The organism is Pseudomonas sp. P5_A12 (assembly GCF_056400685.1).
In genome coordinates, this window is the sequence record NZ_JBFUKU010000036.1 from 12,569 (window position 1) to 30,606 (window position 18,038).

Here is an 18,038-nt window from a genome sequence, read left to right on the forward strand (position 1 = left end):
TTGCATAGAAAGTCCGGCCAAGCCCCGGATTTCCACCTGATCAGGAGTGCACGATGGACCTCAGCCGTCGTCAGTTCTTCAAGGTCGCTGGTATCGGCCTTGCAGGCTCGAGCCTGGGCGCGTTGGGCATGGCCCCCACGCTGGCCTTCGCCGAGCAGGTGCGCCACTTCAAGCTTGCCGCCACCCATGAAACCCGCAACACCTGCCCGTATTGCTCGGTCGGTTGCGGCTTGATCATGTACAGCCTGGGCGATACAGCCAAGAATGTCGCGCAAAACATCATCCATATCGAAGGTGACGCCGACCACCCGGTCAACCGTGGCACCCTTTGCCCCAAAGGCGCGGGCCTGCTGGATTTCATTCACAGCCCCGATCGCCTGCAATACCCGCAGGTGCGCAAGCCCGGCAGTAGCGAGTGGACGCGCATCTCCTGGGATGAAGCGATGGATCGCGTTGCCGACTTGATGAAGGCCGACCGCGACGCCAACTTCATCGAGAAGAACGCCCAGGGCCAAACGGTGAACCGCTGGCTGACCACCGGGTTCCTAGCGGCATCGGCGGCCTCCAACGAAGCGGGCTACATCACCCACAAGGTCATTCGCAGTCTCGGCATGTTGGGGTTTGATAACCAGGCGCGTGTCTGACACGGCCCGACGGTGGCAAGTCTTGCCCCGACGTACGGCCGTGGTGCCATGACCAATACCTGGACCGATATCGCCAACGCGAATCTGGTTCTGGTGATGGGCGGCAACGCAGCAGAAGCGCACCCCTGCGGTTTCAAATGGGTGACGGAAGCCAAGGCGCACAACAACGCGCGACTGATCGTGGTCGACCCGCGATTTACCCGCACCGCCTCGGTGGCTGACTATTACGCGCCGATACGCACCGGCACTGACATCGCATTCATGGGCGGGCTGATCAATTACTTGCTGACCAAGGACAAAATCCAGCACGAGTACGTGCACAACTACACCGACGTGTCGTTCATCGTCAAAGCCGGGTATGGCTTCGAGGACGGGATTTTCAGCGGTTATGACGCTGCCAAGCGCAGCTACACCGATAAGTCCGGCTGGGGTTATGAGCTCGGTGAAGACGGCTTTGTCAAAGTCGACCCGACCCTGCAGGATCCACGGTGCGTCTTTCAATTGATGAAGCAGCATTACAGCCGCTACAACATTGACCTGGCGAGCCAGATTTGCGGCATGCCCGTCGATGCCATGCAAAAAATCTGGGATGAGATCGCCACGTGCTCGGTACCGGGCAAGACCATGACCATCCTGTATGCGTTGGGCTGGACTCAGCACTCGATCGGCGCGCAGATCATCCGTAGCGCGGCGATGGTGCAATTGCTGCTGGGCAACGTCGGTATGCCGGGAGGCGGCGTGAATGCCTTGCGCGGTCACTCCAATATCCAGGGTCTGACTGACCTCGGGTTGCTGTCCAACTCGTTGCCCGGTTACCTCTCATTGCCGGGCGACGCCGAGCAGGACTACGCCGCGTACATCACCAAACGCACGCAAAAACCGTTGCGCCCCGGGCAGTTGTCCTACTGGCAGAACTACGGCAAATTTCACGTCAGCCTGATGAAAGCCTGGTATGGCGCCAATGCCACCGTCGAGAACAACTGGGCGTATGACTACCTGCCGAAGCTGGATATCCCCCAGTACGACATCCTCAAGGTGTTCGACCTGATGGGCCAGGGCAAGGTCAACGGCTACATGTGCCAGGGCTTCAATCCCATCGCGGCGTTGCCCGACAAGAACCGGGTGATGGTGGCRCTGGCCAAACTCAAATGGCTGGTGGTGATGGACCCGCTGGCCACCGAAACTTCAGAGTTCTGGCGCAATTTCGGCCCGTACAACGATGTGAAAAGCGCCGATATTCAGACCGAAGTGATTCGCCTGCCCACCACCTGTTTTGCCGAGGAAGACGGCTCGCTGGTCAACAGCAGCCGCTGGCTGCAATGGCACTGGAAAGGCGCCGACGGCCCGGGTGAAGCGCACACCGACATTCGGATCATGGCTGAGCTGTTTCTGCGTTTGCGTCAGCGCTATCAGGCGCAGGGTGGCGCTTATCCCGATCCGCTCCTCAAACTGTCGTGGCCGTACAAGATCGCCCATGAACCCTCGCCGGAAGAGCTGGCCAAGGAAATCAACGGCTACGCCACCACGGACTTCACCGACGCCACGGGCGCGCCGATCAAGGGCAATGCGCAACTGGCCGCGTTCAGTCAGCTCAAGGATGACGGCAGCACCGCATCCGGCTGCTGGATTTTCTGCGGCAGCTGGACCGAGACCGGTAACCAGATGGCCCGTCGCGACAACAGCGATCCGTGGGGCATGCACCAACAACTGGGTTGGGCCTGGGCCTGGCCGGCGAACCGACGGATTCTCTACAACCGCGCGTCTGCCGACCTGAAAGGTAACCCGTGGGATCCGAAAAAACGCCTGGTGTGGTGGAACGGCAAGGTCTGGGGCGGCACTGATGTGCCCGACTACAAGGTCGACGTGCCGCCGGAAGCGGGGATGAATCCGTTCATCATGAATCCCGAAGGCGTGGCGCGGTTCTTCGCCGTCGACAAGATGAACGAAGGCCCGTTCCCCGAACATTACGAGCCATTCGAGACGCCTATCGGCATCAATCCGCTGCACCCGAACAACAAAAAAGCCACCAGCAACCCGGCGGCGCGAATCTTTGATTCGGTGTGGGATTCCCTCGGCGTGGCCAAGGATTACCCGTACGCGGGCACCAGCTACCGCTTGACCGAGCATTTCCACTTCTGGACCAAGCACTGCAAGCTCAACGCGATCACTCAACCGCAGCAGTTCGTCGAAATCGGCGAGGTGCTGGCGAAGGAGAAAGGCATCGTCGCTGGCGATCGCGTGCGTGTCAGCTGCAAGCGTGGGCACATTGAAGCGGTGGCGGTGGTGACCAAGCGGATTCGTCCGTTGCAGGTCAACAATCAGGTGGTGCACCAGATCGGTATCCCGTTGCACTGGGGGTTTACCGGACTCACGCGCCACGGTTACCTGACCAACACCCTGGTGCCGTTCCTCGGCGATGGCAACACGCAGACCCCGGAATCCAAGTCATTTTTGGTCAACGTGGAGAAAATCTAAATGGCCAGCCAAGACATCATTGCCCGCTCGGCCACCACGACCCCGTCGCCTTCGGTGCGCATCGAGGAGGAAGTGGCCAAGCTGATCGACACCACCAAATGCATCGGCTGCAAGGCCTGCCAGGTCGCCTGCGAGGAATGGAATGATCTGCGTGACGAAATCGGCTTCAACCGTGGCACCTACACCAACCCACAAGACCTGAGCGCAGAAACCTGGACACTGATGCGCTTCACCGAGTATGAAAACCCTGCCGGTAACCTCGAATGGCTGATTCGTAAGGACGGCTGCATGCATTGCGCCGAACCCGGTTGCCTGGCGGCATGCCCGAGCCCGGGGGCGATCATCAAGCTCGCCAATGGCATTGTCGATTTCAATCAGGACCACTGCATCGGTTGCGGCTACTGCATCACCGGCTGCCCGTTCAACATTCCCCGGATCTCGCAAAAAGATCACAAGGCCTACAAATGTACCTTGTGTTCGGATCGGGTCGAATACGGGCTGGAGCCGGCCTGCGTGAAAACCTGCCCGACCGGGGCGATCGTGTTCGGTACCAAAGAAGACATGAAAGAACACGCCGCCGAACGCATTGTCGACCTCAAGAGTCGCGGCTTCGAGCATGCCGGTCTCTATGACCCCGCGGGTGTGGGCGGCACGCACGTGATGTATGTGCTGCACCATGCCGATGAACCGTCGTTGTACGCCGGCCTGCCTGACGCGCCTGCGATCAGTCCGCTGGTGGGGTTGTGGAAAGGCGTGAGCAAACCGTTAGGCCTGTTGGCCATGGGCCTGGCGGTGGTGGCCGGGTTCTTCCATTACGTGCGCATCGGGCCGCAGGTGGTCGAAGAGGACGAAAATCCCCCAGGCAAGGACCCGGCTGTGCATGAGGTTGACCCCTCGGTTCATACCTATGATCCGCGGCGGGAGGACAGGCCATGAGCAACAAAACCATCCTGCGCTACACCACCGGCCAGCGCACCAATCACTGGCTGGTGGCGATCCTGTTTTTTATGGCTGCACTCTCCGGGTTGGCGCTGTTTCATCCGGCGTTGTTCTGGCTTAGCAATCTGTTTGGCGGTGGCCCGTGGACACGTATCCTGCATCCGTTCATGGGCGTGGTGATGTTCGTGCTGTTCCTTGGATTAGTGTTGCGCTTCTGGCGAGCGAATTTCTTTATCACCAATGATCGGTTGTGGCTAAAGCGCGTTGGCCGGGTGATCAAGAACGAGGAGGAGGGCGTGCCCCCCGTTGGCAAGTACAACGCCGGGCAGAAGCTGCTGTTCTGGACCTTGCTGGTCTGTATGCTGGTGCTGCTGTTCAGTGGACTGGTGATCTGGCGCGCGTATTTCAGCGCTTTTTTTGGCATCACCGCGATTCGCTGGTCGATGCTGCTGCATGCGTTGGCCGGGTTTGTTCTGGTGTTGAGCATCATCGTGCACATCTACGCCGGGATCTGGATCAAGGGTTCGGTCAGCGCCATGGTGCATGGCTGGGTCAGCCGCCCCTGGGCGAAAAAACACCACGAACTCTGGTACCGCGAAGTGACCCGCGACGAACACCCCGACCGGCCGATCAGCAAAAAAGGATAAGCACTTGCCGACGATTCTTGAGCCTGGAGAGATTGAAGCGGCGGCGACCTCACCGCCGTTTTTGTATCCGCCGCCACACAACCTGTTCACTTTGCGCGCATTGCGGCTGGAGCGCCTGGCCGAGGGGCATGCGTTGGCCGATTACCTGCGCCTGGTGGCTGGCCTGTGTCATGTGCAGCAAAGTCTGATGGACGATCCGCCCGTCACCATCTTGCCCGATCCCGAGCGGATCAAAGTCTGCCAGGAGCATGGCCTGCCACCGCTTGCCGCCGACACGTTGGTGCGCGAGGGGCATTGGTTGCCGTACCTCGACGCCTTGTTGCAACGTTACCAGGCACCGCCGCAACCCGCCGTAGAACAAGCCCTGGCGACGCTGCGCCATTCCGACACCGGACAACGCAAAGCCTGGGCAGTGGCGTTGGTCAGTGGCCAGTTCACGCTGTTGCCAGCGGCGCTGGTGCCGTTTCTCGGTGCCGCCTTGCAAGCGGCCTGGAGTCATTGGTTGCTGAGCACGCCGGATCTGGCGCTGAAATCCGGTGACAGTCTCAGCCAATGCCCGGCCTGCGGTTCGCCGGCAATGGCTGGCGTGATTCGACAACGGGGCAAACACAACGGTTTGCGTTATCTGGTGTGCTCGTTGTGTGCCTGCGAATGGCATGTGGTGCGTGTCAAATGCGTGTACTGCGAACAAAGCAAAGGCCTGGAATACTTCAGCCAGGAGGATGACCGTCACGCCGCCAATCAAGCTCCGTTGCGCGCCGAAACCTGTCCCGGCTGTCGCGGTTACCTGAAACTGCTGTACCTGGAAAACGACGCCGAGGCCGAAGCGCTGTCAGCGGACTTGGCCAGCCTGATGCTCGACATGCGCCTGGAACAGGAGGGCTACCTGCGTCCGGCGCCCAATCTGCTGCTGGCACCCGGGGGCGACTGAACGCATCTACACTCAGGCGCGACGGTCAATCGTTTCCAGGAGCGCCTGATGTCTTCAACCTCCGCCAGCCAAACCTTGCGGCTGCCTTCCATCGACAGTTTGCTGCGCCATTCTGCCTGCGAACCACTGGCCGAGCGCTATGGCCGGGAGTCGCTGCTGGCGAGCCTGCGGCAATTGCTCGATGACTTGCGCGAACCGGTTTTGACCGGGCAACTCAGTGCCGTGGAAATCAGCCCACAGGTATTGGCGGGGCGGGCGGGGGAGCGTCTGGCCCGACATCATCAAAGCCACGTGCGGCGGGTGTTCAACCTGACCGGCACCGTGCTGCACACCAACCTCGGGCGGGCGTTGCTTCCGGATGTCGCCATCGAAGCGGTGCAAATGGCCGCGCGTTATCCGCTCAATCTCGAATTTGATCTGCACAGCGGCAAGCGTGGCGACCGTGATGACCTGATCGAAGGCCTGATCCGCGAACTGACCGGTGCCGAAGCGGTGACGGTGGTCAACAACAACGCGGCGGCCGTGTTGCTGACGCTCAATAGCCTGGGCGCGCGCAAGGAAGGGATTATTTCCCGGGGCGAACTGATTGAAATCGGTGGCGCGTTCCGCATTCCCGACATCATGGCCCGGGCCGGGGTCCGGCTGCATGAGGTCGGCACCACCAACCGCACCCATGCCCGTGATTACGAAGCCGCCATCGGCCCGCGCAGCGGTCTGGTGATGCGTGTGCATGCGAGCAATTACAGTATTGAAGGGTTCACCGCACGGGTGCCCACCGCCGAACTGGCGCAGTTGGCGCACCAACATGGGTTGCCATTGCTTGAAGATCTCGGCAGCGGTAGCCTGCTGGACTTGACCCGTTGGGGTCTGCCGGCCGAGCCGACGGTGCGCCAGGCGCTGCTCGACGGCGCRGACATCGTCACCTTCAGTGGCGACAAATTGTTGGGTGGCCCGCAGGCCGGGTTGATTGTCGGGCGCAAGGACTTGATCGCGAAGATCAAGAAAAACCCGCTCAAACGCGCGCTGCGGGTCGACAAACTGACCTTGGCTGCGCTCGAGGCGGTGCTGGGTTTGTACCGTGATCCCGAGCGCCTGGCCGAACGGCTGCCGAGCTTGCGCCTGCTGACTCGCCCGCAGGCCGATATCCTCGCCCAGGCCGAACGGCTGCAAGCTTCGCTGGCGCACGCATTAGGTGACGGCTGGAGCGTCAGTGCGCTGCCGGCACTGGGCATGATCGGCAGCGGCAGCCAACCCGTGGCACGCTTGCCCAGTGCCGCGTTATGCCTGCGGCCGAAGGTGACCAAACGTCTGCGCGGGCGGCAGTTGTTGGGTCTGGAAGCCGCGTTCCGTCTGTTGGCCATCCCGGTACTGGGCCGCATCGACGATGACGCACTGTGGCTGGACCTGCGCCAACTGGACGATGAAGCCGCGTGGCTGGCGCAACTCGATCAACTGAAGGTGCCGGGGTGATCGTCGGCACCGCAGGGCACATCGATCACGGCAAGACCTCGTTGCTTCAGGCGCTGACGGGCCAATCCGGCGATCGTCGCCGCGAAGAACGCGAACGAGGCATGACCATCGACCTCGGCTACCTGTATGCGGCGCTGGAACCAGGCGCCGAGTTGACCGGGTTCATCGACGTGCCCGGTCATGAGCGGTTCACCCATAACATGTTGGCTGGGGCGCAGGGCATCGATCTGGTGTTGCTGGTGGTCGCGGCGGACGACGGCGTCATGCCGCAAACCCGCGAACATCTGGCGATTGTTGAACTGCTGGGCATTCCTTGGGCGCTGGTGGCGATCACTAAGTGCGACCGCGTCGATGCGGCCCGGGTGCAAGCCGTCCATGAACAGATGACAACGCTGCTGGCGCCCGGGCCGTATGCCAATGCGCGGCAGATTGCGCTATCAAGCGTGACGGGCGAGGGCGTTGAGGCATTGCGCCAGGCGTTGCTCGTCGCTCAGCGCGATGTGCTTCAACGCAATACGAACGGTGGCTTTCGTCTGGCAATTGATCGGGCTTTCAGCGTGGCTGGCGCCGGTATTGTGGTGACCGGCACGGCATTGTCCGGGCAAGTGACGGTAGGTGACACGCTGGTGCTCAGTCCGCAGGGCAAACCTGTTCGTGTGCGAGGGTTACACGCGCAAAATCAAGCCGCAGACACCGCGTTAGCCGGTCAACGCGTCGCATTGAACCTGAGTGCCGAGCGTTTGGCGCTGGAGCATATTCACCGTGGCCAATGGCTGCTGGCCGAGTGGATGTACGCCCCGACCCAGCGACTGGACATTGACCTGCGTTTGCTGGCCAGCGAAGCCAAAGCCTTCGAACACTTTCAACCGGTGCATGTCCACCTCGGCACTCAGGACGTGACGGGGCGGGTGGCGTTGCTGGAAGGCGCAAGCCTGGCGCCGGGTGGACGGATGTTCGCGCAAATCCTGCTCAATGCGCCGGTGCAGGCGGTCAAGGACGATCCTTTGATCCTGCGGGATCAGAGCGCGCAACGGACCCTCGGCGGTGGCCGGGTGCTCGATCCATTCGCCCCGACCCGACACCGGCGCAGCCCCGAACGCCTGGCACAGCTACAGGCCCTCGCCACCCGTCATTCGCTGGAAGAACTCTTGCCTGCGTTGTTGGCCAACAGCGAAATCGGTCTCGATCCACGGCAACTGGAGCGACAGTTCAACCGTCCACGCGCGACCTGGGCATTGCCCGATGACGTGCGCTTGATCGAGACCCGCCAGGGTCCGTTGTTGTTTAGCGCGCCGCGCTGGGAGGCGCTGAAAGCTCCCTTGCTGGAACAGCTCGCACGCTTTCATCAACTGGAGCCGGATCAAATGGGCCCGGACCGCGATCGCCTGCGTCGCTTCGCCGCCACGCCGCTGGAACGCCCGACTTTCATCCGCCTGCTCGACGAACTGCTAGCCAGCGGCGCCATCGCCGCTAACGGGCCCTGGCTGCATTTACCCGGTCATCAAGTGCGCTTGAGCGAAGAGGACGAAGCGCTGTGGCTGCGCATACAACCGCTGTTCGAACAGGCCGGGTTCGATCCGCCATGGGTGCGCAAACTGGGAAATGACGAGGCAACCGTACGCCTGCTGTTGCGCAAGATGGCGCGATTGGGGCTGCTGCATCAAGTGGTCCGGGACCTGTTCTACACCGACGCGATGCTCCGTCGATTGGCGGCTATGCTCTTGCAACTGGCCGAGCACAACCCGGTGATTCAAGTCGCAGCGTTTCGCGATGCGGTCGGTCTGGGTCGCAAGCGCAGCATTCAGATTCTGGAGTACTTCGACCGCATCGGCCTGACCCGACGCTTGGGTGATAAGCGCCAGATCCGTCTCGACAGTGCCTTGGCGCAACAGAAAGACGACTGAATTCAAGGAAGGCAATCGCGCCCGGTGGCGCGGCCGGGCTTCAAACCCGGTTGGGGACGGCATCCGTTCCCGGGCCGGTTCGACTCCGGCTGCCTTCCGCCATTTTGTAGATTCAGGCGTGGAAAGTCAGTCAATGTGCTGCATTTTCGGTTTTTTTTCGAAGTGCTGCGATGCAGAGCACACAGATCACGTCGCACTGGTAAATCACCGTCTATGCTGGCCTTACCGCTTCCCCACCTGCTTTGCATAAGCAAGGAGTCATCCATGGTGCCCACACCGCTGTCCGAGAAATCGTTAACACGCAGCATGCTCGATGTCCTGATACGTGCCGGGTTGATTGTTGTACTGGTGCTGTTCTGCTTCGAGATATTCCGTCCCTTTCGCGATTTGATGCTGTGGTCGGTGATCCTGGCAATCACGCTCTACCCGTTGCAACTGCGATTGATGGGTTCGTTCGGACGCAGCGAAGGGCGTGCTGCCACCGCGATCGTGCTGATTGCCATCGCTATTCTGGTGGTGCCGGTCTATCTGTTGGGCACCTCGATTGCTTCGTCGGTCGGGCAAGTCATCGACCTGGTGAAGGAAGGTACCTTCGTCATCCCGCCGCCGCCTGACACAGTCGCCACGTGGCCGGTCGTGGGTAAACCTATCTCGTCAGTCTGGCTGCAGGCTTCAACCGATCTTCCGGACCTGATAGCGAAGTACTTGCCGCAAATAAAAGGCGTCAGTGTGGGCTTGTTGACCAAAATTGCCGGCGTCGGCGCGGGTTTGCTGATGTTCATTGTTGCCTTGATCATCGCCGGTATTTTCATGGCGCATGGTGAGGCCGGCAGCCGCTGCGCAGTCGATATCGCCTCACGCATCAGCGGCCCTGAAAAGGGCCCGAAAATCGCCGAACTGTGCACTGCAACCATCCGCGCCGTTGCGCTCGGCGTGGTCGGCATCGCCTTCATTCAAATGTTGCTAGTGGGAATAGGCTTCGTGCTCAAAGGCATCCCGGGCGCGGGCATTCTTGCCATCTTTGTATTGCTGCTCGGCATCATGCAGTTACCGGCCACGCTGATCACGCTGCCGGTGATCATCTATGTGCTGGGCACCGAAGGGCCCAACACCAGGACCATTATCTTCTCGGTGTTTGTGTTCGTTGCCGGTCTGGTGGATAACGTGCTCAAACCGCTGTTGCTGGGACGAGGTGTGGATGTGCCGATGCCGGTCGTGTTGATCGGCGCGCTGGGCGGCATGGTCACGAGCGGCATCCTGGGCTTGTTCATAGGGCCGGTGGTGCTTGCGGTGGGCTACCAATTGTTCTGGCAGTGGGTTCAGGATAAGCCGGAGGAAGTGTAAAATCCTCAACCATGAACGCGCCAAGTCACGAGTTGCTGGACCGGGTGTTGGCTGCCCATGGTGGTGTCGAACGCTGGAACAGCTTCAGCAAAGTAGACACTACCCTCGTGACGGGTGGCGCTTTGTGGGTGATGAAAGGGCTGACGCAGGACAGTGCACCCCCGACTGCATTTCAAGGTCACGAAAAAACCACTCTTTGGGACCCACTGCACCGCGCATACTTCAACAGTTATGCGTTGTGGTCCTACCTGACCATGCCCTTCCAGTTCAGCCGCCGGCTGTCGTTACGCAAGATCGCTCGGCATCAGGTCAACCAGACACGAAGGCATTACTGGTAGCCATCGACCTCAGCGACATTCGCTACTCGTAATGCACGTTGCAATGCCCGCGGGCTCGGTCAATGGCAGGGGCCGGAGGAGGCGTTTTGAAACCATTTATGCCCGGACCGGGTACATCAACGTGGAACATGTTGCGCCAGGCGTGCCTGCAACGCCGGGATGCCGTGCCGCCAACCCTGACGGAACTGGCGGTCGTCCCCGGCATTCCAGAGGCGCGTTACTGGCTGGACCGGGAAATCGCCCCGCTGATTCGGGACGTGCATCAGGCCAACCTTCGAGAGGCCCATGCGCTTGCCAGAGCCGGGGAGCCGAATGACATGCTGCCGCTGGCCAACATGCTGGCGGTCTCCGGTGGTAGTGATGCCGGCACCTTCGCGGCGGGCATCATCGCCGGATGGACGTTGCACGGGACGCGGCCACTTTTCAAAATTGTCACGGGCATCAGCGCTGGCGCCCTGGTCGCCCCGTTCGCCTACCTGGGGCCTCAGTACGACGACATCATTGTGCGCATCTGCAGCGCCGTCGGACCCAAAGACATTTTCCATTCGCGCAATGTGCTGACCCGGCTTGCCAGCGACGGCATTGCGGATAGCAAGCCGCTGTCGCGGCTCGTCGCGCAATACATCACCGCTGACATTCTGGCGGCGATTGCGGCGCAGTACGCCAATGGACGACTCCTGATGATCGGCACCACCGACCTCGATGCAGGGCGGCCAGTCACCTGGAACATGGGCGCCATTGCCGCAAGCCGTGCGCCGGGAGCGCTCGACCTGTTTCGTCAGATCCTGATCGCGTCGATGAGTATTCCCGGCGCTGTCTCACCCGTCATGATCGACGTGGAGGTCAACGGCCACCAGTTCCAGGAAATGCACGTGGACGGCGGCGTCATCACGCAGGTATTTCTTTACCCTCCAGGCACCGTCATGGCGCTGAACAACGTCACGGGCGCGCGTTTACGCCGTGATCGGCATTTCTATGTGATCCGCAACGGGAAAATGGAGCCGCAGTGGTCCGGAACCAAGCGCCGCACGCTGAACATCGGTGGACGCGCCATCAGCGCGTTGATCCAGACGCAGGGAATCAGCGACCTCGACCGGATTTACCGAATCGCCCAGCAGGACGGGGCCGACTTTAACCTTGCGTACATCGGCTCCGATTTTCATCACCTTCGCAATCATCAGTTCGATGGCGAGTACATGAAGCGTTTGTTCGAGTACGCGTTTGAGCTCAGCGCGAAAGGTTACCCGTGGCATAAATCCCCCGATACCTGAATTTTTCATGTGTCTGTGACGGGATGTTTGTTGGACTGGGCCGACGCCATCGCGAGCAGGCTCGCTCCCACATGGGATCTCCAACAGACACAGATATTGTGTATGACAAAAATCAACTGTGGGAGCGAGCCTGCTCGCGATGGGGCCAGTCAGGACACCCCAACTACTGTTGGTTGTACTTGCGCTCATCCGGCGGCGGGAATGACTGGCGCAGTTGCTCTTGTGAAATTAATCGTGTAGTTTTTCATGAAATTATAAAAGCATAATTTCATGAGGTCTTCCGGACTTGTACCTATGAACAAGCAAGAAGAAATCGCCGCGCTGGCGATCCTGATTCACGATTTGCGCAAGCACAAGAAATACACCTTGAAGGAACTGGCGGACAAAATCGGCCGTTCCGTCGGCTTTCTCTCGCAGGTCGAACGCGGTCTGTCTCGGCCTACCGTGGCGGACCTGACGGCGATCAGTGAAACCCTGGACGTACCGACGACGTATTTCTACAGCCTGCCAAAACCCAAGGAGTTGCCTTGGGTCACGCGGCCGGACGAACGCCGCACGTTGTACTTCGCCAACGGTATTACCGACATTCTGGTTTCGCCAAAAATACGCGCCTCATTTTCCATGCTCGAAAGTCATCTCGAAGCCGGCGCCAGCAGCGGCGACCGGCACATGAGTGACAGCTCGGAGCAGGGTGGTTATGTGCTCGAGGGCGAGCTGACGCTGTGGCTGGGCGACGACGAAGACCCCGTTACATTGGTGGCTGGCGACAGTTTTCAGTTCGACAGCCATACCCGTTGCCGCTACGGCAACCTCACCGGGCACCTCACGCGAGTGCTTTGGGTTTACACCTGATGAAAAGAAAAGGACCAACAATGATGGATGCTACCTGCTCTGATCTGCTGGCTGAGGTGCGGGCCTTTCGCCAACGCTATCCCGAGGTGCGCTATGTCGACCTGATTTCCCTCGATATCCCGGGGCATTTTTATGGCAAGCGCTACCCGGTGGACATGCTGGAAAAGGTCGCGGCCGGCAGTGCGCTGAAACTGCCGCAGAACTGTGTGCTGCTGGGCGTACAGGGCGGGTTGTTCAAGATTGGTGATTACTGCTTTAACGATGGCGACCCGGATGCATTGCGTCGTMTGGTGCCGGGAACACTCAAACCGGTGAGCTGGGAAGGGCAACCGCTGTGGCAAATGCTGATCACCTCGGACGGCACTGAAAACCCCATCGTATTCGAACCGCGCCAGGTACTTGCGCAGGTCCTGGACAGGCTTGCCGGCAAAGGCATTCATCCGGTGGTGGCGTTCGAACTGGAGTTCTACCTGTTCGATAAAAAGCTGCGCGACGGGCTGCCGCAGTTTCCCCGCGACGGGCTGACGGACGATGCCGATGACCAACCCAACATGCACATCGAGCGCCTGTCACGCTTCGCTCCGGTACTCGACGACATGGTCGAGACCTCGCGGGCTCAGGGTATCGACAGCACGGTGATTACCGCTGAACTCGGGCCGGGTCAGTTCGAAATCAATTTCGGGCACCTTGACGATGGCTTGCGAGCGGCAGACTGGGCGGCGCTGTTCTGTCGCAGCAGCCGTGGCGTAGCGCTCAAGCATGGTTATCGTGCGAGCTTCATGGCCAAACCTTACCTGCARCACCCGGGCAGCGGGATGCACGTGCATGTCAGTCTCTACGACGCAGACGGCAACAACATCCTGGCGGCGAACCAACAGCAGGCATTGCGTCACGCCGTGGCCGGTTGCCTGGAATTACTGCCGCATTGCATGCCGGTTTTCGCACCGAACCAGAACGCCTACCGCCGCCTGGGCGGCACGACAAACATCGCCACGCGAGCGAGCTGGGGGTTTGAAGATCGCGATGCGTGCCTGCGCATTCCGGAGTCGGATTCCAAAAATTTGCGCATCGAACATCGTCTGGCGGGCGCCGATGCCAATCCCTATCTGGTGTTGGCAGCGATTTTGGTGGGACTGGAACATGGGTTGAACGCCGGCAAAGAACCCATCCTGCCGCTGAACGAAGACCGCAACAGTGGCGTCGACTTTCCACTGGAAATGCTCGAAGCCGTGCGCTCGATGCAGCATCAGCCGCAACTGCGTGAAGGTTTGGGGGCGGAGTTCGTGGATGTCTATTGCGAGAACAAACGTCAGGATCATCTGGCGTTCATGCAGGAAATCAGCGCACGGGAATACCGCTGGTATCTGTAGTCGGTGGAGACGGGCAATCGTTCAGTCCGAGTGATTGCCCGCGGCACTAGCGAGAAGATCGACGGTGTACAAGACGATTGAGCGCGAGCAGCGAACCGCTAACCAACAACGCAACACCGACCACCAGCAGCGCCGAAGGGCGAATCGGCTTGCCACTTGCCGAGAAGTACGAAGGGCTCCCGGCATTACCAAGAATGTCATCCGTCATTTGGGTGGGCAGATATTGCTGCGCGTCATAGGGCACGTTGTTCAGTGCCAGGCGCGCACCATCGCTCAGGGTCAACGTCAGGTTTTCAATGGTGCCGACGACCCGGCCGGGGTACACCGGCTCACCGGTCGGATCGAGTTGGTCGTACAGAAACTGTCGCCCCTCGAGCCAGCCGACTGCCGTTTGCAACTCAGGCCCCAGGTAATACTTTCCATCAAGAAAGAAGCCGGGGAAATGCGGCGTGCGTTCGAGGCTTTCGACGTGGTAGCGCTCGCCCGGCCTCATACCGGTTGCTGGGTCAATCATGGTGAAGTTCTCCTTGTGCTGATTCTGCGATAGAGAACAGTCGTAATCCTTAGGTTCCATCGGATTGATCGAAAGGCAGGCTGCGATGTTCATCCGCCAGGCGCAAAAGAATTCGAACTCTGCGGACGCGAACATTTCAACTCTAGACGAGACAGCCCTTGGGCGATTTTTCTTGGCGTGGGGATCGATTGAATGAGTCAGTGCGTATTGAACAGCCAGCCGATTTTCATCGGCTGTGCAGGCTGGAGTCTGGGGCGTGATTTGTTATCGACGTTTCCAGTTGAAGGCACCCACCTGCATCGCTATGCCTCGCGCCTGAACGCCGTCGAGATCAATAGCTCGTTTTATCGCCCGCATCGCCGGCAAACCTACGCGCGTTGGGCGGACTCGGTGCCGGACGGCTTTCGCTTCTGTGTAAAAGTGCCCAAGCACATCACCCACGAACGGCGCTTGCAGGACTGTGAACGTGCACTAGGTGAATTTGTCGGGCAGTGTTCAGGCTTGAACGATCGATTGGGCTGTTTGTTGGTGCAGCTTCCACCTTCATTGGCATTTGATCATTTGGTCGCCGAAGCCTTTTTCATTTCACTCAGATTTCTCTATGACGGGCCTGTGGCGCTGGAGCCCCGGCATGCGTCCTGGCTTGATGCCGAACCGTTATTGATGCATCACCGAATTGCCCGGGCAGCGGTCGATCCGCCGCGCATCAATCATGACAATTTGCCGGGAGGCTGGCCGGGGCTCAGGTACTGGCGATTGCATGGAGCGCCCCGAATCTACTTCAGCGACTATGAAGAGCCTGCACTGCAAGCCCAGGCGATCCAGCTACAGACAGCCAACGACGCTGGCGAATCGACGTGGTGCATGTTTGACAACACCGCCAGTGGTGCGGCGTTGGGCAATGCCTTGACGCTCACGAAATTGCTGGATGAACGTGGCGATCCTGCGGGCATGACCGTTTGTCGGCGGCGCTGAACACCGGTCAGCGCTATTGGCTCTCAATTTTTCATTGAATGGAGTCTGGCCATGTCGTGTGTGATCTGTGAAAACCCTTTTGCACGAACAGTCTGCGCAGGCGTGTGGCAGGAATTTCATTGTCCGGAATGCGGCAATGGGCGCGTTTCCCAAGAGCTTCTGAGCCTGATGATGTTGTTGAATTTGCAGCTTGATGTCAGACGAAGCCGAAAATGGCTTGAAGAACGCAAACCAACCGACCCGCTGCCAATGATGCGCGTGTCTGACATCTTGCTGTGCTGCAACGCCAAGGAATCTGTGGGTCCGGCCACCGGTGCCGAAGGTTAAACACGGCAGAACAAGGCATCTAGTTGCCATCCGCTACGTGGCGTTCTATCTCCGCTATTTTCTCGTTGAGCTTCTCTAAAGCCTGTTCCTTGGTGCGGGTGGAAGAGGGCGTGAGGGTTTCCTCCATGTCCTCTGCATCAGTGGGTGGGGCGTCTGGTTTCGTTTGGGTGTCTTTGACATCGTCATCGTTGTACATGTCGTTTACCTCTGTTGCGTGCATTCACTTGGTTTTTTCCGGGTCTTTGGAGTCGCTCGAAGTGGCTGCGTCTTTTTCTATGGCTTGCTCATCGGCGCCGGAGTTTGAACCCGCCGCTTCCTCACCCTTTTTGTTGGCCTTCTCATCGTTGGATTCGGCGGCCTGGGCCTGGTTAACGCCGGGGATAGCGGTAGATGGGGACGTCGTTTCAGCTGCCAATGCGAAAAACGAACCCATTGCCAGCAGGCTCGCGATGGCAAGGGAAGTAATTGTTTGGTTCATGATCCTGGTCTTCCTGCGAGGGGTATAAAACGTTGGAAAATCAGGACGAGGCAAAGGTGCTGACTCGCTGACGAGCGGCAGCACGGTCTCTCAGTGCATTACCTGTGGGAGCGTTGTGCATAGCCATGTCGCAGGCATAAAAAAACGCCGCTCCATCTCACGATGGGCGGCGTTTTCTATGGCGTTGTAACGTTAGGCTTGAACGACCGGAATGTTGGCGTTCGCAGCAGCTTCACGGAACTCGGCGATCTGGTCGAAGGACAGGTAGCGGTAGACATCGGCCGCCATGCTGTCGATCTTGCCCGCGTATTCCATGTACTCCTCGACGGTCGGCAGGCGACCCAGGATGGAAGCCACRGACGCCAGCTCGGCCGAGGCCAGGTAGACGTTAGCGCCGTCACCCAGACGGTTCGGGAAGTTACGGGTCGAAGTCGACACYACAGTGGCGTTCGGCTCTACACGTGCCTGGTTACCCATGCACAGCGAGCAGCCCGGCATTTCCATGCGTGCGCCGGCCTTGTTGTAGATGCCGTAGTAGCCTTCCTCGGTCAGCTGGTGAGCGTCCATCTTGGTCGGCGGCGACAGCCACAGACGAGTTGGCAGCTGACCGTCGACCTGTTCCAGCAACTTGCCGGCAGCGCGGAAGTGACCGATGTTGGTCATGCACGAACCGATGAACACTTCGTCGATTTTCTGACCTTCAGCGGTCGACAGCAGACGGGCGTCGTCCGGGTCGTTCGGTGCACAGAGAATCGGCTGGGTGATTTCGGCCAGGTCAATCTCGATGATTTCGGCGTATTCGGCGTCAGCATCGGCAACCAGCAACTCAGGGTTRGCCAGCCAGGCTTCCATCGCTTGAGCACGACGTTCCAGGGTACGCGCATCGCCGTAGCCTTCACCGATCATCCAGCGCAACAGGGTGATGTTGGAAGTCAGGTACTCGGCAATGGCCTTTTCCGGGAGTTTGATGGTGCAACCGGCCGCCGAACGTTCGGCCGAGGCGTCAGACAGTTCAAACGCTTGCTCGACGGTGAGGTTGTCCAGGCCTTCGATTTCCAGGATGCGGCCGGAGAAGGCGTTGATCTTGCCTTTCTTTTCTACCGTCAGCAGACCGGCCTTGATGGCGTAGTAAGGAATCGAATGGACCAGGTCACGCAGGGTGATGCCAGGTTGCATTTTGCCTTTGAAGCGCACCAGAACGGACTCGGGCATGTCCAGCGGCATGACGCCGGTGGCAGCCGCGAAGGCGATCAATCCGGAACCGGCCGGGAACGAAATACCCATCGGGAAACGGGTGTGCGAGTCACCACCGGTGCCGACGGTGTCCGGCAGCAGCATGCGGTTCAGCCAGCTGTGGATGATGCCGTCACCCGGCTTGAGCGAAACGCCGCCACGGTTGCGCATGAAATCCGGCAGGGTGTGGTGAGTCGTCACGTCCACTGGCTTGGGGTAAGCCGCGGTGTGGCAGAAGGACTGCATCACCAGATCGGTCGAGAAACCCAGGCACGCCAGGTCTTTCAGTTCGTCACGGGTCATTGGACCGGTGGTGTCCTGGGAAC

At 59.8% G+C, this 18,038-nt stretch carries 17 protein-coding genes and 1 tRNA gene; 14 read left to right on the top strand and 4 right to left on the bottom strand.

Translation table 11 applies throughout. The annotated features are described in order from the left end of the window. Nucleotides 1-53: 53 nt before the first annotated feature. From fdnG to AC1DSG_RS07940, 12 genes are all read left to right on the top strand, one after another. Nucleotides 54-3,119, top strand: a complete 3,066-nt coding sequence (gene fdnG, locus AC1DSG_RS07885) for a formate dehydrogenase-N subunit alpha (RefSeq protein ID WP_477790377.1) — start codon at nt 54-56, stop codon at nt 3,117-3,119. Beyond that, complete coding sequence (gene fdxH, locus AC1DSG_RS07890; protein WP_477790378.1) at nt 3,120-4,055, top strand: formate dehydrogenase subunit beta; 936 nt, start codon at nt 3,120-3,122, stop codon at nt 4,053-4,055. It begins immediately after the preceding gene. After that, the gene (locus tag AC1DSG_RS07895) at nt 4,052-4,705 is read left to right on the top strand and encodes a formate dehydrogenase subunit gamma (RefSeq protein ID WP_477790379.1); all 654 of its coding nucleotides are present in this window, start codon (nt 4,052-4,054) and stop codon (nt 4,703-4,705) included. The genes fdxH and AC1DSG_RS07895 overlap by 4 nt, the downstream gene beginning before the upstream one ends. 4 nt (nt 4,706-4,709) lie before the next feature. Then, nucleotides 4,710-5,636: a formate dehydrogenase accessory protein FdhE gene (gene fdhE / locus AC1DSG_RS07900; RefSeq protein ID WP_477790380.1), complete on the top strand. Its 927-nt coding sequence runs from the start codon at nt 4,710-4,712 to the stop codon at nt 5,634-5,636. Nucleotides 5,637-5,684: 48 nt separating this feature from the next. After that, nucleotides 5,685-7,106: an L-seryl-tRNA(Sec) selenium transferase gene (gene selA, locus AC1DSG_RS07905; protein ID WP_477790381.1), complete on the top strand. Its 1,422-nt coding sequence runs from the start codon at nt 5,685-5,687 to the stop codon at nt 7,104-7,106. Next, on the top strand, nt 7,103-9,010 hold the full coding sequence (selB, locus tag AC1DSG_RS07910) for a selenocysteine-specific translation elongation factor (protein ID WP_477790390.1): 1,908 nt from the start codon (nt 7,103-7,105) through the stop codon (nt 9,008-9,010). The genes selA and selB overlap by 4 nt, the downstream gene beginning before the upstream one ends. A 6-nt stretch (nt 9,011-9,016) precedes the next feature. Continuing rightward, nucleotides 9,017-9,112, top strand: a tRNA-Sec gene (locus tag AC1DSG_RS07915). Nucleotides 9,113-9,274: 162 nt separating this feature from the next. Next, entirely contained in the window at nt 9,275-10,354 is a 1,080-nt protein-coding gene (locus AC1DSG_RS07920; RefSeq protein WP_477790382.1) for an AI-2E family transporter, read from the top strand. 11 nt (nt 10,355-10,365) lie between these two features. Next, a complete protein-coding gene (locus AC1DSG_RS07925) occupies nt 10,366-10,692 on the top strand; it encodes a hypothetical protein (protein ID WP_477790383.1) in 327 nt (108 codons plus the stop codon). Nucleotides 10,693-10,820: 128 nt separating this feature from the next. Then, the gene (locus AC1DSG_RS07930; protein ID WP_477790391.1) at nt 10,821-11,963 is read left to right on the top strand and encodes a patatin-like phospholipase family protein; all 1,143 of its coding nucleotides are present in this window, start codon (nt 10,821-10,823) and stop codon (nt 11,961-11,963) included. A gap of 294 nt (nt 11,964-12,257) precedes the next feature. Further along, a complete protein-coding gene (locus tag AC1DSG_RS07935) occupies nt 12,258-12,815 on the top strand; it encodes a helix-turn-helix domain-containing protein (protein ID WP_477790384.1) in 558 nt (185 codons plus the stop codon). Nucleotides 12,816-12,838: 23 nt separating this feature from the next. Continuing rightward, entirely contained in the window at nt 12,839-14,185 is a 1,347-nt protein-coding gene (locus AC1DSG_RS07940; RefSeq protein ID WP_477790392.1) for a glutamine synthetase family protein, read from the top strand. Nucleotides 14,186-14,231: 46 nt separating this feature from the next. Here AC1DSG_RS07940 and AC1DSG_RS07945 read toward each other — a convergent pair whose 3' ends face one another. Continuing rightward, a complete protein-coding gene (locus AC1DSG_RS07945) occupies nt 14,232-14,699 on the bottom strand; it encodes a short chain dehydrogenase (RefSeq protein ID WP_477790393.1) in 468 nt (155 codons plus the stop codon). 192 nt (nt 14,700-14,891) lie between these two features. Between AC1DSG_RS07945 and AC1DSG_RS07950 the strand changes: the two genes are divergently transcribed. Both AC1DSG_RS07950 and AC1DSG_RS07955 read left to right on the top strand, forming a co-directional pair. Beyond that, on the top strand, nt 14,892-15,674 hold the full coding sequence (locus AC1DSG_RS07950; RefSeq protein ID WP_477790385.1) for a DUF72 domain-containing protein: 783 nt from the start codon (nt 14,892-14,894) through the stop codon (nt 15,672-15,674). A gap of 168 nt (nt 15,675-15,842) precedes the next feature. Continuing rightward, nucleotides 15,843-16,001 carry a hypothetical protein gene (locus tag AC1DSG_RS07955; RefSeq protein ID WP_477790386.1) on the top strand — a complete coding sequence of 53 codons (159 nt, stop codon included), beginning with the start codon at nt 15,843-15,845 and terminating at the stop codon, nt 15,999-16,001. A 19-nt stretch (nt 16,002-16,020) separates the two neighbouring features. On the opposite strand, the gene AC1DSG_RS07960 is transcribed toward AC1DSG_RS07955, so the two are convergent. The 3 genes from AC1DSG_RS07960 to AC1DSG_RS07970 form a co-directional block, all read right to left on the bottom strand. After that, on the bottom strand, nt 16,021-16,197 hold the full coding sequence (locus AC1DSG_RS07960) for a hypothetical protein (RefSeq protein WP_477790387.1): 177 nt from the start codon (nt 16,195-16,197) through the stop codon (nt 16,021-16,023). Between the two features lie 24 nt (nt 16,198-16,221). Continuing rightward, nucleotides 16,222-16,479: a hypothetical protein gene (locus AC1DSG_RS07965; RefSeq protein ID WP_477790388.1), complete on the bottom strand. Its 258-nt coding sequence runs from the start codon at nt 16,477-16,479 to the stop codon at nt 16,222-16,224. A gap of 192 nt (nt 16,480-16,671) precedes the next feature. Continuing rightward, nucleotides 16,672-18,038 (bottom strand): bifunctional aconitate hydratase 2/2-methylisocitrate dehydratase (locus tag AC1DSG_RS07970; RefSeq protein WP_477790389.1); only part of this gene is annotated, 1,367 nt, incomplete at its 5' end.